Annotated in this window: 14 protein-coding genes; 8 read left to right on the top strand and 6 right to left on the bottom strand. The window is 63.7% G+C overall.

Annotated elements, in window-relative coordinates:
* Positions 1–33: 33 nt before the first annotated feature.
* The 6 genes from JHW44_RS15740 to JHW44_RS15715 all read right to left on the bottom strand — a co-directional run bounded on the left by JHW44_RS15740 (position 34) and on the right by JHW44_RS15715 (position 4,410).
* A complete protein-coding gene (locus JHW44_RS15740; RefSeq protein WP_089344308.1) occupies positions 34–738 on the bottom strand; it encodes a lipoate--protein ligase family protein in 705 nt (234 codons plus the stop codon).
* Entirely contained in the window at positions 735–1,415 is a 681-nt protein-coding gene (locus JHW44_RS15735; RefSeq protein ID WP_179217709.1) for a 2-oxo acid dehydrogenase subunit E2, read from the bottom strand. The genes JHW44_RS15740 and JHW44_RS15735 overlap by 4 nt, the downstream gene beginning before the upstream one ends.
* Positions 1,412–1,645, bottom strand: coding sequence for a biotin/lipoyl-containing protein (locus JHW44_RS15730; RefSeq protein WP_089344307.1), 234 nt, complete (start codon positions 1,643–1,645; stop codon positions 1,412–1,414). The genes JHW44_RS15735 and JHW44_RS15730 overlap by 4 nt, the downstream gene beginning before the upstream one ends.
* A 73-nt stretch (positions 1,646–1,718) precedes the next feature.
* Positions 1,719–2,738, bottom strand: coding sequence for an alpha-ketoacid dehydrogenase subunit beta (locus tag JHW44_RS15725; RefSeq protein WP_089344306.1), 1,020 nt, complete (start codon positions 2,736–2,738; stop codon positions 1,719–1,721).
* 16 nt (positions 2,739–2,754) lie between these two features.
* A complete protein-coding gene (locus JHW44_RS15720) occupies positions 2,755–3,711 on the bottom strand; it encodes a thiamine pyrophosphate-dependent dehydrogenase E1 component subunit alpha (RefSeq protein ID WP_089344305.1) in 957 nt (318 codons plus the stop codon).
* Positions 3,712–3,831: 120 nt separating this feature from the next.
* Positions 3,832–4,410 (bottom strand): VOC family protein, encoded by a 579-nt coding sequence (locus tag JHW44_RS15715; protein WP_272850319.1) that lies wholly within the window; start codon positions 4,408–4,410, stop codon positions 3,832–3,834.
* Between the two features lie 280 nt (positions 4,411–4,690).
* Between JHW44_RS15715 and JHW44_RS15710 the strand changes: the two genes are divergently transcribed.
* From JHW44_RS15710 to JHW44_RS15675, 8 genes are all read left to right on the top strand, one after another.
* On the top strand, positions 4,691–6,124 hold the full coding sequence (locus JHW44_RS15710) for an aldehyde dehydrogenase family protein (RefSeq protein ID WP_089344303.1): 1,434 nt from the start codon (positions 4,691–4,693) through the stop codon (positions 6,122–6,124).
* A 176-nt stretch (positions 6,125–6,300) separates the two neighbouring features.
* Entirely contained in the window at positions 6,301–7,965 is a 1,665-nt protein-coding gene (locus JHW44_RS15705) for a thiamine pyrophosphate-dependent enzyme (protein ID WP_089344302.1), read from the top strand.
* Positions 7,962–10,058, top strand: a complete 2,097-nt coding sequence (locus JHW44_RS15700) for a hydantoinase/oxoprolinase family protein (protein ID WP_089344301.1) — start codon at positions 7,962–7,964, stop codon at positions 10,056–10,058. Before JHW44_RS15705 ends, JHW44_RS15700 begins: the two co-directional genes overlap by 4 nt.
* Positions 10,055–11,689, top strand: coding sequence for a hydantoinase B/oxoprolinase family protein (locus JHW44_RS15695; RefSeq protein ID WP_089344300.1), 1,635 nt, complete (start codon positions 10,055–10,057; stop codon positions 11,687–11,689). Before JHW44_RS15700 ends, JHW44_RS15695 begins: the two co-directional genes overlap by 4 nt.
* Positions 11,686–12,906, top strand: a complete 1,221-nt coding sequence (locus JHW44_RS15690; protein WP_089344299.1) for a pyridoxal phosphate-dependent aminotransferase — start codon at positions 11,686–11,688, stop codon at positions 12,904–12,906. The genes JHW44_RS15695 and JHW44_RS15690 overlap by 4 nt, the downstream gene beginning before the upstream one ends.
* Entirely contained in the window at positions 12,903–13,724 is an 822-nt protein-coding gene (locus tag JHW44_RS15685) for an NAD-dependent epimerase/dehydratase family protein (protein ID WP_089344298.1), read from the top strand. The genes JHW44_RS15690 and JHW44_RS15685 overlap by 4 nt, the downstream gene beginning before the upstream one ends.
* Entirely contained in the window at positions 13,721–14,929 is a 1,209-nt protein-coding gene (locus JHW44_RS15680; RefSeq protein ID WP_089344297.1) for an NAD(P)/FAD-dependent oxidoreductase, read from the top strand. Before JHW44_RS15685 ends, JHW44_RS15680 begins: the two co-directional genes overlap by 4 nt.
* Positions 14,930–14,992: 63 nt before the next feature.
* Positions 14,993–15,904 (top strand): LysR substrate-binding domain-containing protein, encoded by a 912-nt coding sequence (locus tag JHW44_RS15675; RefSeq protein WP_089344296.1) that lies wholly within the window; start codon positions 14,993–14,995, stop codon positions 15,902–15,904.
* Positions 15,905–15,928: the final 24 nt, after the last annotated feature.

The raw sequence follows: 15,928 nt of genomic DNA, 5'->3' as shown, positions 1-15,928 counted from the left end.
CGCAGGCAACGGGATTGTCGGGTATCTTGTCGTTCAGCTTGCCCGAGCGGCGTTTGGTGGCCTGTCGATCCGGGCAAGCGCGTCGTCGGCGGCGGTTTGCAGGGCGGCGGCGAAATCATCGGCGCCCGACAGGCGATCACCAAATATGTCGCCAAGAGTGATATGGGCCTCGGCACGGATGGGCCCAAGGCCAAGGTCGCGATGAAAGGCATCAACGGCCCGGGCCGGTATCGCCAGATCATACAGCACCAGCGCATGAGTCAGAATGCGCATCTGTCCCCGTGGCAGGGGACGCCAGCGTTGCGCCGTGCCGACCAGCTTGCGCCCGTCGATCGACAGGTTCCAACTGCCGTCGCAGAAGCTGCAGGGCGTGGCGCCGGTGGTGGCCGCAAGCCCAAGGTCGCGCAGCACGGCCCGGATCGGATCGGTGATCAGACGATAGCCGTCCTCGATCAGAAAGCCACGCCGAACCGTCACCGCCATGGCCAGATTGACCACGCCGATACCCTGGGGGACCGCGCCGCCGCCTGATGGGCGGCAACTGACCGGCCAGCCACGGGCTGCCGAGCGCTCTGCCGCCCGCCCGAACCCGGCCTGCCGCTGGTAGGCCGCCGGGCAGACCAGCGCCGGCGTTGCGCTCTGCCAAAGCCCACGGCAGTTGTCCGGCCTGTCAAACAGCGCGGCCTCCAGCGCCAGTCCCTGCCGCACATCGGTGACATGGGTCAGGGCCTCGTTCACTTTCCCATCCCCTCGATCTCGTTGCAGATCGCGGTGAGGGTGTCGGCGGCTGGTGCGCCGTCGATGGCGCGGTGGTCGAAAGTCAGGGACAGGCCGATGAAGGGTCGCATCTCGATGGAGCCGTCCTCGGCGCGGACCGCGCGGTCGATGCTGCGCCCGACGCCGAGAATGGCGATCTGCGGGGCATTGATGATCGGGGTGAACTGCTCGACGCGGGTCAGGCCCAGGTTGGAGATGGTAAAGGTGCCGCGCGTCATCTCGGCGACGGACAGCTTGTTGGTCTTTGCCCGTGCGGCAAGATCCTGGCGCGCGGCACGCAGCTGTGCGAGTTCCATGTCCTGCGCGCCAAAGATCGCGGGCGCGACCAGCAGGTTCCCCGGCAGGGCGATGGCGACGCAGAGGTCGATGGCCGCAGACAGTCGGATCTCGCGTCCTTCGACCCGGCCATTGGCATCCGGGTTGCGCTTCAGCGCCCGGATGACGGCCAGCATCAGCAGATCCTCGACAGAAACCTTTTCTCCGGCTTCGGCCAGCCTTGCCTTTTCGGCCAGCAGGGCGCTGGCCTCGGCGCTGGCGTGATGGGTCAGCTGTGCGGCGGTGTGCAGGCTTTCAACCATCTTGTCGGCGATCATCCCGCGGACACCGCCAAGTCGCAGGGTCCTGTCCACCAATGTCATGCGACCGACCCGATGACCGCGCCCTTGGCGACGACGGCATCGACCCCTTCGGTGATCGTCACCGTTCCCGAGGCCGGAGCCAGGATCTCGTATTGGACCTTGGCGGTCATGATTTCGGCGATCAGCGCGCCTTCCGCGACGCTGGCGCCATCATCCACCAGCCAGGAGGTGATGACGCATTCCTCATCCTCTTCCCAGAGATCCGAGGGGATAACGATATCTGTGGCCATGTCATTGTCCTTCTTCTTTCGGGGACGCCATGCGCGACCCCGGCAATTCCTGTTGCTGTGTGATCGGGCCTGTTCAGGCGGCCTGCATTCCGGCCCATGCGGCGACGATCTTGTCGGCATCGGGCAGGCAATATTGTTCCATCACCCGGGCAAAGGGGATCGGCACATCGGGGAAGGCCACGCGCCTGGGCGCGGCTTTCAGGACCGAGATGTCATGTTCGGTCACGCTGGCGATGATCTCGCCCGAGACGCCATAGGACATGTAATCCTCGTCCACCACGATCAGCCGCCCGGTCCTGGCCACGCTGGCGCGGATCGTGTCACGATCCAGCGGGACAAGGCTGACCAGATCCACCACCTCGGCGCTGACGCCCTGGGCTTCCAGTTTGTCGGCGGCCCTGAGCGCATGATGCACGCCCATGCCAAGGCTGACGATGGTCACATCCTTGCCCGCGCGGGCCACCCTGGCCTTGCCGATCTCGACCGTGTAGCTTTCCTCGGGGACATGTACCGTCGCACCGGCTTCGGTGCCCAGCCAGCCCATGCCCTGCAGGCCCTTGTGATACATGTAGACGACCGGGCTGTCGTCGCGCATGGCGGCGGTCATCAGACCCTTGGCGTCATAGGCGTTCGACGGCGCCACCACCTTCATTCCCGGCAGATGCGCGAATGTGCCATAGACGCATTGCGAATGCTGTCCGCCGTCGGAATAGCCCCCGCCGGTCGAGGTCATCAGCACCATCGGCACCTTCAGGTTCCCGCCCGAGAAATAGATGTTCTTGGCCATCAGATTGTAGATCGCGTCAAAGCAGACGCCGAAGAAGTCCACAAACATCAGTTCGACCACGGGTCGCATCCCGTCCTGGGCGGCACCGACGGCCGCCCCGATGAAGGCGGTTTCCGAGATCGGCGTGTCGCGGATGCGTTCGCTGCCGAATTCGTCGAGCAGCCCGCGCGTGTTGCCGTAAACGCCCCCCAGCGTGCCGATGTCCTCGCCCATGACGAAGACTGAAGGATCGACGCGCATTTCCTGGGCCACGGCTTCGGCCATGGCGCGGGCAATGGTCAGCTTTCTTTCATTCGGTTTGGTCATGTCTTCCTCCCAGAGATCATGCGAAAACGGCCGTCAGCGCGTCTTCGGGGGCGGGGTCCGCGCTGTCGCGGGCAAAGGTGATCGCCGTTTCGACACGCGCGGCGGCCGCGGCTTCGATGTCATCCAGCTCGGCCGCGCTGGCGATGCCATCCGCGATCAGCCTTGCGCGCATTCTGGGAATGGGGTCCTTTTCGAACAGGGCCTCCTTCTCGCCCTTGGGCCGATAGCCTTCGGCATCGCCCATGAAATGCCCGGCAAGACGATAGGTCTCGACCTCGATCAGCGTCGGGCCGTCACCCGCACGCGCCCGGGCAATGGCCTCGCCGGCGACCTCATGGATCGCATAGGGGTCATTGCCCTCGACGCGCTTGCCCGGGATGCCATAGGCCGCGGCGCGATCGGCGTTGCTGGCCACGGCGCTGGCGGTCTGTTTGGCGACCGAAATGCCCCAGCCGTTGTCCTCGATGACGCAGACGAAGGGCAGCTTCCACACTGCGGCAAGATTCATCGCCTCGTGCCAGCCGCCCTGGTTCACGGCCCCTTCGCCGACAAAGGCCACCGCGACGCCGGGCTTGCCCTGCATCTTGCGGCTGAGCGCGGCCCCCACGGCCGGCCCCATCCCCTGGGCGATGATGCCGGAGCAGGCAAAGTTCACCTCCGGGTCAAAAATGTGCATATGCCCGCCGCGACCGCCCGACAGACCCGTGGCCTTGCCGAAAATCTCGGCCGCCATCCGATCCAGGTCCACCCCCTTGGCGATGGCCTGATGATGCGGGCGATGCGTCGCCGTCACGATATCCTCGGGTGTCAGATGCGCGCAGACCCCGACCGCGACCGGCTCCTGCCCGTCCGACAGGTGCATCTCACCGGGAATCGGGCCGTTCGCCATGTTGAAAACCGGTGTCTTCCCCTCGAAATAAATCTTCGCAATCCTCTCCTCGAACCGGCGACTGAGCACCATGTTCCGATACATCCAATGCTGTGTCTCATGTGACGGTGACATCAAAACCTCCTCTTCATGGGCTGTCCGTGAAACGATTGTCCGCGCCGCAGGTGGCGGCCCTTCGAAGGCCGACACCATTGGCCGCAGCGATCAGTCCACCAGCCGCGCGAACCAGTCGTAGCCCTTGGTGTTGAAGTCGATCAGCTCGATATTGACGCCACCGCCCAGGGCATGGGCGTCGAAATAGGCCCAGCCGCCAAGCGAGCCTTCCATCATGCAGGGCATCCCTTTCGAGACCAGATAGTCATAGGATTCCTGCCAGTTCGGCGTCGAGAAGGCGACATGGTGGATGCCTTCGCCAAATTTGTCGAGATGATCCTTGTAAGGAGAGCGTCCGCCCAGCATTTCCCCGATTTCCACCGGGATCGCGCCGATCTGCCCGACGCGCCAGCGCGCCTTGAATTCGGGGTCGCAGGGTTCGCCATAGTATTTCAATCCGGGAACCGGGCCGGAGGCGTCGAAGATAAAGCTCTTGTTGTCGAATTGGGCAATGCCGGTCTTCTTCCAGAAGTTGACCACGGGATCCATCTTCTTCACGACGATTCCGAGGTGGACCAGTTTCCAGTCCTTCATGATCGGATCGAAGTCATCGCAGATCATTTCGGGACGGAACTCGTGCCAGTTTTCGACTTCCTGCCAGTTCGATGTCCATTGTCCGGGCATATCCATCTCCTCCTCTGGGATGCCTGTTTCTTGTGTGAATCCAGCCTTGGGCGGGCCGTTTTCATGCATCCGGAATATCAGCCCGGCGGGGATTTGCGCCGATGGTGTGGCGCGGGTGTCTCGGTGAGACAGTTTTTCGTATCCGGGGATCTTCCGATCCTGCGGCTGTCGGGAAGCTTGCCGGCATGTCTTCAAGGGAAACTTGTCGAACTTCAGTTCTTCTTGGCGGTCGACCCGTCGCAGATCGTGAATAGTTGCGCCAGATTCTGGATGACAGGAGGCAGCCATGCCCGATTGCAAGCGCAACTTGATAGGCGGAGAATGGGTCGAGACGGGGGCTTTCAGCGAAAACCGCAATCCCGCCAATCCCGACGAGGTGATCGGGCTGTATGCCCGTGCCGGGGCCGATGACCTTTCCCGAGCCGTCGCCGCAGCCCGTGCCGCCCAACCGGGCTGGGCGGCAGCCTCGCCGCAGCTGCGATCGGATGTGCTGCGCCGCGCGGGCGATCTGCTGCTGGCACGCAATGACGAAATCGGGAGGTTGCTGGCGCGTGAAGAGGGCAAGACGCTGCCCGAGGCCAGGGGAGAGGCGCTGCGCGCCGCGCAACTGTTCCATTTCTTCTCGGGAGAGGCCCTGCGCAATCCCGGCGAAAAGCTGAACTCGATCCGCGACGGTGTCGAAGTCGAGGTCACGCGCGAGCCTCTGGGCGTGGTCGGGCTGATCACGCCGTGGAATTTTCCGATTGCCATTCCGGCATGGAAGGCCGCCCCGGCCCTTGCGGCGGGGAATGCGGTCATCCTGAAACCGGCCGATCTGACACCCGGATGTGCACATCTTCTGGCAGAAATTCTTGTCGAGGCAGGTTGCCCTGCCGGCGTGTTCAATCTGGTCATGGGCAGCGGCTCGGTCATCGGGCAGGCGCTGGTCGATCATCCCGATGTCGCGGCAATCTCTTTCACCGGGTCCGAGCGTGTGGGGCGCGGCATTGCTGTCGGCTGCGCGCAGGGGCTGAAGAAAGTCCAGCTTGAGATGGGCGGCAAGAACCCGATGGTGGTGCTGGATGACGCCGATCTGGATGTCGCGGTGGATGCCTGCCTGAACGGCGCGTTCTTTTCGACGGGTCAGCGCTGCACGGCCTCTTCGCGCCTGATCGTCACCGCGGGTATCCATGATGCCTTTGTCGCGCGGATGCAGCAGGCCATGGCGACGCTGAAGATCGGCGATCCGCTGCTGGACGGTGTGCAGATCGGGCCGGTCGTGTCCGAGGCACAGCTTGCGGGCAATCTGGACTATGTCCGGCTGGCAGGAGAGGAGGGATGCGAGGTGATCGGCGGAGAGGCTCTGGACCGCCCCGGCCATTTCCAGGCTCCGGCGTTGTTCCTGAATGCGAACAACCAGATGCGTTCTTCGCGCGAAGAGATTTTCGGGCCCTGTGCCTCGGTCATTCGGGTCGCCGATTTCGACGAGGCGCTGGCCGTTGCCAATGACACCGCCTACGGGCTGTCCTCGGGGATCTGCACGACATCGCTGAAACATGCGACGGCATTCCGGCGGGCTTCGAAGTCGGGGATGGTGATGGTCAACCTGCCGACTGCCGGTGTCGATTACCATGTTCCCTTTGGCGGGCGTGGCGCCTCCAGCCTTGGCGGGCGCGAACAGGGCCGCATGGCGATGGATTTCTATACTGCGGTCAAGACGGCCTATGTTCAGGCCGGATAGGCCGGGAACTGCCCTGTCAGGCAGGCAATTGCGGCCGGTCACTGACAAGTAAAACTTGTCGATCGGCCGCAGATCTTGATTTTGCCGGACCCGGCTTCGGGGCAAGATCATCTCGACACGCAGGTTCATTTACGCCCCGGGCAACGTCAGGACGCGGGGGCAGAAAGGATATTGAAATGCGCAACGGAGGCCAGCTTCTGGTGGAGAGCCTTGTCGCCCTGGGCGCGACAAAGGGGTTCGGTGTGCCCGGCGAAAGCTATCTTGCGGTGCTGGATGCGCTGCATGACAGCAAGGGAGAGCTTGATTTCGTCCTGTGCCGCAACGAAGGCGGCGCGGCCTTCATGGCGGCAGCCTGGGGCAAGCTGATGGCGCAGCCGGGATTGTGCTTTGTCACCCGTGGGCCGGGCGTCACCAATGCCTCGATCGGGGTGCATACCGCGATGCAGGATTCGGCGCCGATGATCCTTTTCGTCGGACAGGTCGGCACCGACATGAAGGGCCGCGAGGCGTTTCAGGAAATCGACTATCGCGCCGTTTATGGCACCATGGCGAAATGGGCGGTCGAGATCGATGATGTCGCGCGGATTCCCGAAATCCTTGCCCGCGCCTGGACGACAGCCACCACGGGCCGTCCCGGACCGGTGGTCATCGCGCTGCCCGAGGACATGCTGACCAGCCTGACCGATGTCGCGCCGCTGCGCGGCCCGGCCCGTGTCGCCGAACCGGCCCCCACGGTCGAAGCTGTTTCCGAGACGCTGAAGCTGCTGCAAACCGCGCAGCGGCCGCTGGTGCTGATGGGTGGCTGCAACTGGACCGGCGCGGGGCAGGCGGCGCTGCAGGAATTTGCCGAGGCCAGCCATATTCCGGTCGTGGCGGCCTTTCGCTATCAGGATCAGTTCGACAATTTCTCGCCGGTTTACGCAGGCGAGGCCGGTGTCGGCATGCCCGGCCATGTCAAGGCGCTGATCCGCGATGCCGATGTCATCCTGGCCATCAATGTCCGCTTTGGCGAGATGACCACCGATGGCTACAGCCTGCTGAACGTGCCGGTCCCCAGTCAGACATTGATCCATGTCCATGCCTCGGACCGCGAGATCGGCAAGATCTATCAGCCGACCCTGGGAATTCAGGCCGGACCGAATGCCTTTTCCGGGGCGCTGCGCCCGGTCAGCGGCGATTGGCAGGACTGGTGCGCGCAGGGACGCAAGGCCTATCTGGAGGGTTTCGAACTGCCCGCCCAGCCCTCGCCCGTCGATATGGGTCTGGTCACGGCCCATCTGCGCGAAGTGCTGCCCGAGGATGCCATCCTGACCAATGGCGCGGGGAATTTCACCGTCTGGCCCAACAAATTCTACAAGTTCGGACCGCAAGCGCGGCTGCTGGCCCCGCAATCGGGGGCGATGGGCTATGGCGTGCCCGCTGCTGTGGCCGCCAAGGTGGCCTGTCCCGAACGCATGGTGGTCTGCTTTGCTGGTGACGGCGATTTCCAGATGAATTGTCAAGAGCTTGGCACGGCCATGCAGGCAGGCGCGCAGCCCATCATTCTGGTGCTGAACAATGGCATCTATGGCACGATCCGCGCCCATCAGGAACGCAACTATCCCGCGCGCGTTTCGGGAACCGAACTGGAAAACCCCGATTTCGTGATGCTGGCGCAGTCCTATGGCTATCACGCCGAACGGGTCGAGGCGACCGAGGATTTCCCCGCCGCCTTTGCCCGTGCCCGCGCCTCGCGCACCGGTGCGTTGCTGGAACTGCAGATTTCACCCGAGGCCCTGACCCCTCGCCAGACCCTGACACAGATGCGGCAAGCCGCACAGAAATCGAAGGAAACGTCATGAGCGCCACCCGACAACAGATACGTTTGGGTGCGGATATCGGCGGCACATTCACCGATATCGCCCTTGAATGCCGGGGAGAGATGTTCTCGACCAAGGTGCTGACCAATTACAGCGCCCCCGAACAGGCCATTCTGGACGGGATCGAGATCGTGACGCGGGATGCCGGCATTTCGATGTCCGATCTGGATATCGTGATCCATGGCACCACCCTGGCCACCAATGCGCTGATCGAACGCCGTGGCGCGCGCACCGCGCTGATCACCACCGAAGGGTTTCGGGATGTCATCGAGATGCGCACCGAAAACCGGTTCGAGCAGTATGACCTCAACCTGAAACTGCCGACGCCGCTGATCCCGCGCGAAGACCGTTTCGTGGTCAGGGGGCGGATCGGCGCGCAGGGGCAGGAGCTGGCGCCGCTGGACGAGGCCGCGCTGGAACAGATTGCCGACCGGATCGCCGCCGAGGGTTTCGGGGCCGTCGCCATCGGTTTCATCCATTCCTACATGAACCCCGAACATGAACGCCGTGCGCGCGAGATCATCGCCGCCCGCGTGGATGTGCCGATCTCGATTTCGGCCGAAGTCTCGCCGCAGATGCGCGAGTTCGAGCGGTTCAACACGGTCTGCGCCAATGCCTATGTGCGCCCGCAGATGGCCGACTATCTTGCCCGGCTTCAGGTTCGCCTGGCCGAGATGGGCGCGACCTGTCCGGTCTTCATGATCCATTCCGGCGGCGGGCTGATCTCGGTGGAAACCGCCGCGGAATTTCCCGTGCGGCTGGTCGAATCCGGCCCGGCGGGCGGCGCGATCTTTGCCGCCGATGTGGCGCAGCGCTTTGGTCTGGACAATGTGGTCAGCTACGACATGGGCGGCACCACCGCCAAGATCTGCCTGATCGAGGATTCCCAGCCCAAGACCGCCCGCACCTTCGAGGTCGCCCGCACCTATCGGTTCTGCAAGGGATCGGGCATGCCGATTTCCATTCCGGTGATCGAGATGATCGAGATCGGCGCCGGGGGTGGTTCAATCGCCTGGGTCGATGCCATGGGGCGCATCCAGACTGGCCCGGAATCGGCCGCTTCGGAACCCGGTCCGGCCTGTTACCAGCGCGGCGGTCAACGCCCCGCCATCACCGACGCCGATCTGGTTCTGGGCAAGCTGGACCCCGACAATTTCGCCGGCGGTGCCATTCGCCTGTCCACCGAGGATGCGCAGGCGGCCATCAGCCGCGATGTGGGCGACAGGCTGAATCTGCCAGCCGAGGCGGCCGCCTTCGGCATTGTCGAGGTCGTGGACGAGAACATGGCCAATGCCGCCCGCGTCCATGCGGTCGAGAACGGCAAGAACATCTCGGACAATATCATGATCGCCTTTGGCGGGGCCGCGCCGCTGCACGCCGCGCGGCTGTGCGAGAAGCTGGGAATCGATGAATGCCTGATCCCGCCGGGCGCGGGGGTCGGTTCGGCCATCGGCTTTCTCAAGGCTCCCTTCGGCTACGAGGCGCTGGCTTCGCAGATCGTGCGCCTGTCGGAATTCGACCCGGCCCTGGTCAACGCCCTGCTGGCCGATCTGAAGGCCACCGCCGAGGGCTTCGTCCGCGCGGGCACGGATGGGGCGATCCAGCGCGAGATCACCGCTTTCATGCGCTATGTCGGGCAGGGCTGGGAAATTCCCGTTCCCTTGCCGGATCGTGAGTTTGACGCCAGCGATGTGGCCGCGCTGCGCGAAAGCTTTCGTGAAAGATATGCGCAGTTCTTCGGCCGCGCGATTGACGGGCTGGAGGGGCTGGAAATCGAGATCGTCACCTTCTCGGTCAAGGCCCAGGACCAGCAACCCGTGCCCGAGCGGATGCGGATCACCCGCGGCTCGGACAGATCCGATCAGCCCTCGACGCGGGCGGTCTTTGATCCCAGCGCCAGCAAGATGCTGGAAACCTCGATTGTTGCGCGCGACAGCCTGACCCCCGGCACCCGTGTCAGCGGCCCGGCAGTGATCGTCGAGCGCGAAACCTCGACCGTCGTGACCTCGCCCTTCGATGTGGTGATGCAGGCGGACGGCACCCTTCTTCTGACCCGCAAGGAGATCGCGGCATGAACGCCAGAACTCAGGATGCGACCCGTGAAATCCACATGCAGGTGATGTGGAACCGGCTGATCTCGGTCGTCGAGGAACAGGCCATGACGCTGTTGCGCACGGCCTTTTCGACCTCGGTCCGCGAGGCCGGGGACCTGTCGGCCGGCGTCTTTGACCCGCAGGGGCGGATGCTGGCGCAGGCGGTCACCGGAACGCCGGGCCATGTGAACACCATGGCCGAGGCGGTGCTGCATTTCATCGCGGAAATCGGACGCGACCGCATGTATCCGGGCGATACCTATGTCACCAATGATCCCTGGAAGGGCACGGGCCATCTGCATGACATCACCATGGTTTCGCCCTCGTTCAAGGGCGATGAGCTGGTCGGTTTCTTTGCCTGCACCGCCCATGTCGTCGATGTCGGCGGGCGCGGTTTCGGTGCCGACGGGAAATCCGTCTATGAAGAGGGCATCCAGATCCCGATCATGAAATTTGCCGAGCGGGGCGCGGTGAACGAGGATCTGATCCGCCTGCTGCGCAGCAATGTGCGCGAACCCAATCAGGTGGTGGGCGATTTCTTCTCGCTGGCGGCCTGCAATGACGTGGGCCATCGCCGGCTGATCGCCATGATGGAAGAGATCGGCCTGAGCAATCTGGACGATCTGGGCGAATTCATCTTTTCGCGCACCCGCACCGCCATGCTTGAGCGCATCCGCGCGCTGCCGCAGGGAAGCTGGTCGAACGAGCTGGCCACCGATGGCTATGACCAGCCGGTCAATCTGGCGGCGACGGTCAGCTTTGGCGATGATCTTGTGCATGTCGATTTCACCGGCACTGACGGCCAAAGCCGCTGGGGCATCAATGTGCCGCTGATCTATACCAAGGCCTATGCCTGCTATGCGCTGAAATGCGTGGTGGCACCCGATATTCCCAACAACTGGGCCTCGCTGGAACTGTTCACGGTCGCCTCTCCGCCCAATATCCTGAATGCGCAGCGTCCGGCACCGGTCAGCCTGCGCCATGTGCTGGGCCATATGGTGCCCGACCTCGTGCTGGGGGCCGTGGCCAAGGCAATGCCGGGGCAGATCCTGGCCGAAGGCGCGGCAGCGCTGTGGAACATCCATATCTCGGCCCGCCCCGTGGCCGGTCAGGATGGGCGGCGCGCCGAGATGCTGATGTTCAACTCGGGCGGGATGGGCGCACGTCCCACGCTGGACGGTCTGTCGGCGACGGCATTCCCCTCGGGCGTGCATACAATGCCCATCGAGGCGACCGAGCAGACCGGCCCGATCACCGTCTGGCGCAAGGAACTGCGTCCCGATTCCGGCGGCGCGGGCGAATATCGTGGCGGCCTTGGCCAGATCATCGAGATCGAGGCCGCGCCGGGGCATGAGTTCGATTTCTCGGCGATGTTTGACCGTGTGGGCCATGCCGCCCGTGGCCGCGATGGCGGGCAGGATGGCGCTGCGGGCCGTGTCGAGCTGGACGATGGCACGCAGCTCAAGCCCAAGGGCTGGCAGCATGTCCCCGCCGGGCGCAAGCTGATCCTGCATCTGCCCGGTGGCGGCGGTCTGGGCGATCCGGCGCGGCGCAGCGAAAGCGCGCGGGCCGAAGACATTTCCAAGGGCTATGTGACGGAGAAGTCCGAATGAGCTATGTGGCAAAACGCCTTGCGGTGGTGAAACCCTCGGCTTCAATGGCCGCCTCGCAGGCCGCCAAGGCGCTGCGGGCAACCGGTGTCGATGTGATCGACCTGGGGCTGGGAGAGCCGGATTTCCCGACCCCTGCCCATATCGCGCAGGCCGCGCATGAGGCCGCGCTGGCGGGCGAGACGCTTTATACAGCCGCCGCGGGCACCCCTGCGCTGCGCCAGCAGATCGCGCTGAAATTCCAGCGCGAGAACGGGCTGGACTGTGCCCCCGAGGATGTCGTGGTGGCCAATGGGGCCAAGCAGATCATCTTCAATGCGCTGATGGCGACGCTGGACGAGGGTGACGAGGCGATCCTGCCCGCGCCCTATTTCGTCAGCTACCCCGAGATGGTCAAGCTGCTGGGCGGCGTTCCGGTTGTCGCGCCTTGTCGGGCGGAAAACGGCTTTCGCCTGACGCCCGAGGTGCTGGATGCCGCGATCACGCCGCGCACGAAATGGCTGTTCCTGAACATGCCGGGCAACCCCTCGGGCGCGGTCTATTCGCAAGAGGAGCTGCGCGCATTGGGTGCGGTTCTGGCCAGGCATCCGCAGGTTCTGGTGCTGTCGGACGAGATCTACGAACATATCATCTTTGACGGACGCGAGTTCATCAGCTGGGGTCGGGCCTGCCCGGAACTGAAAGAGCGCAGCCTGATCGTGAACGGCGTGGCCAAGGCCTATGCCATGACCGGCTGGCGGGTGGGCTATGCCATGGGTCCGGCACCGCTGATCAAGGCGATGAATACCGTGCAAAGCCAAAGCGTGACCTCGGTCGCTGCGCCGATGCAGGCCGCCGCGCTGGCCGCCCTCAGTGGGCCGCAGGATTGCATCGCCCGGTTCCGCGAGGCCTTTCAGCGCCGCCGCGATCTGGTCGTGGATCGCGTCGGGCAGATCGACGGGCTGACCCTGTCGGCCCCGGAGGGTGCCTTCTATGCCTATATCGGTTGCGCTGATCTGATCGGACGGCGCACGCCTGCGGGCGAGATTCTGGCCGATGACACCGCTGTTTCGAATTATCTGCTGAAGGAAGGTCATGTCGGCTCGGTGCCCGGCGCGGCATATGGGCTGTCGCCCTTCTTCCGCATTTCCACTGCCACGTCGGACGAGGTTCTGACCGAGGCCCTTGACCGCATTGCCCGCGCCGTGGGCGCGCTTGAAACCGCAGAGGTGACCGCATGACCGCGCCGCGTTTCGATACCATCCTGATCACCGGTGCCGCAGGGCGGCTGGGCACCGAGTTGCGCCGTGGTCTTGCCCCGCTGGCGCGCAGGCTGCGCCTTGCCGATATGGCCGAAATTCAGGATATCCAGCCCAATGAAGAGGCGCTGACCTTTGATCTGTCCGATGAAGCGGCCGTCCACGCTGCCATCGAGGGCGTCGATGTGATCGTCCATTTCGGTGGCGCACCGCTGGAACGGCCCTGGGAAGATATCCTGAACTCGAATATCCGGGGCAGCTATCACATCTATGAAGGCGCGCGCAAACATGGCGTCACGCGGGTGATCTATGCCTCTTCGGTCCATGCCATCGGCTATCACAAGCTGCAGGATCATATCGACGCCAATGCCCGCCAGCGCCCGGACAGCTTTTACGGGCTGTCCAAATGCTTTGTCGAAAACCTCGGCCAGCTTTACTGGGACAAGTTCGGCATCGAAAGCGTGGCGCTGCGCATCTTTTCCTCTTTCCCGCAACCGGCCGACCGGCGGATGCTGTGGTCATGGCTCAGCTTTGACGATTGTGTCCGGCTGGTCATTGCCGCGCTGACCGCGCCAAGCGTGGGCTGCACCATCTCCTTCGGCCTGTCGGACAACACGGTGAAACCCGTGGACAACCGGCTGGCGGCGCATCTGGGTTTCCATCCCGAGGACAACACCGAGGGCTATCGCGCGGCCGTCGAGGCCAGCACCGCGCCGCCCGATCCCCATGATCCGACCGTGCAATGCCTGGGCGGCTGGTTCGTGAAACTGGGCCATCCTGATGACGAGGCATCGAAATGAACGACAGCTATGACGTGGTGATCATTGGCGGGGCGGTGATCGGTTCGGCGGTGGCCTATTTCCTGACCGCCAATCCCGATTTCAACGGCTCGGTCCTGGTCGTGGAACGCGACCCCAGCTATCAGAAGGCGGCGACATCGCTGTCCTCCTCGTCGATCCGGGTGCAGTTCTCGAATCCGATCAATGTCCGCATCAGCCAATATGGCAGCGAGTTCATCCGCAATTTTGCCCAGACCATGCAGGTGGCCTCGGAACCCGAGCCGGACCTGAATTTCCATCCCGGCGGCTATCTGTTCCTGGCCAATACCGAGGAACAGGCCCGCACCCTGCGCGAGAACCACGAGGTTCAGCGTGCTTGCGGGGCGGATGTGGTGCTGTGGAACCAGGAGGAACTGGCGCGCGCCTTTCCCCATCTGAATGTCGATGACATCCTGCTGGCCTCATACGGGAATTCCGGCGAAGGCTGGTTCAACAACACCGGGCTGATGTATGGCTTCAAGGCCAAGGCGCGCGAACAGGGCGCAGAATATGTCACCGATGAGGTCGTGGCCATCGGGCGCGACGGGGACAGCGTGACCACGGTGACGCTGAAGTCGGGTGCGGTGATCAAGGCGGGCAACATCGTGAATGCCGCCGGTCCCCGTGCGGCGCTGGCGGCGCGGATGGCCGGGCTGGATGTTCCGGTCGAGCCGCGCAAGCGCAGCCTGTTCGTCTTTGACTGCGCGCAGACGCCAGAAGGCTCGGCCACGGTCAATGAAGGCCGCCTTCCGCTGATGATCGATCCCTCTGGCGTCTTCTGCCGCCCCGAAGGACGCTATTTCCTGTCGGGCTGTCCCCCGGTCGAGGATCCGGCCGTGGATTGGGATGACTTCGAGCCGCGCTACGATGAATTCGAGGAAATCATCTGGCCGGCGCTGGCCGAACGGGCAACGGCCTTCGAAGCCATCAAGGTGGTCAATCAATGGGCAGGCCACTATGACTTCAACACCCTGGATCACAATCTGATCGTCGGTCCGCATCCCGAAGTGAAAAATTTTATTTACGCCAATGGATATTCGGGGCATGGCCTTCAGCAGGGACCGGCGGCAGGTCGCGCCGTGTCCGAACTGATCATCTATGGTGGCTTCCGGACGCTGGATCTGTCCGAGGTCGGCTATGAACGTATTGTCGAAAATCGGCCTTTCCTGGAAAAGGCGGTCATCTGATCGACAGACAAGGACGGAAAAGATGCCTGTGATACGCAGGAGAGACATCGCAAAGGGGCGGGCATGAGCGACCGCCCCTTTCGCCTGCCGCCGCTGAATGCGTTGCGGGTGTTTCACACCGCCGTGCGTCATCGCAGCTTTCGCAGTGCGGCCGACGATCTGCTGGTGACACCGCAGGCCGTCAGCCAGCAGATCAAGCTGCTGGAGGAAACCCTCGGGCTGGAGCTGTTCGAACGCAAGGGCCGCGTCATCGAACCGAATGAGCAGGCGATCCTGCTGGCACATTATGTCCAGTCTGCCTTCGAGGAAATGGAAGAAGGCGTGCGCCGGGTCACCAAGGTCGGGCGGCGCAACCGCATCAATGTGAATGCCAGCCCCTATTTCGCGACGCGATACCTGCTTGATCGGATTGCGAAATTTCGCGAAACCCTGACCGATTCCGACCTGCGGCTGACGACCATGGTCGAACTGCCGGATTTCGTGGCCGATGATGTCGATGTCGCGATTCAATGGGGCTATGGCAGCTGGAAGCCCTATGAATCCACGCTGCTGATGTATGACTACAAGGAAATCTGCTGCACGCCCGACATTGCCCGCAAGATGGCCTCTCCCGAAGACCTGGCAAGCCAGGCGCTGTTGCATCCGGTCCTGTCGGATCGGCTCTGGCCGGATGTGCTGTCCCATCTGGGACTGTCGGCCGAGGTCTCGCAGGCGGCGATCCGCTTTCAGGATGCCGCAACCATGCGCCGGGCCACGGTGGCCGGGCTGGGCGTCGGGCTGATCTCGACCATAGATGCCGATGAGGATTTGAAGCTGGGCAAGCTGGTCGCCCCATTCGGTCGCGGGATCATGCGGGACATGGCACGCGAACATGTGCCGGGTTTCTATCTGGTCCTGCCACGGGCACATCGCCGGGTCAGCTCGATTGCCGCCTTCTGCAAATGGATCGCTGCGGAAGACTGGGCAAAGGGCTGACGGCGGATCCCGAACCTCGATCAA

This window comes from Paracoccus seriniphilus (genome assembly GCF_028553745.1).
In the GTDB taxonomy this organism is placed as follows: domain Bacteria; phylum Pseudomonadota; class Alphaproteobacteria; order Rhodobacterales; family Rhodobacteraceae; genus Paracoccus; species Paracoccus seriniphilus.
Note: the sequence above shows the minus strand (reverse complement) of the source record. Positions and strands in the feature narration are given on the sequence as shown.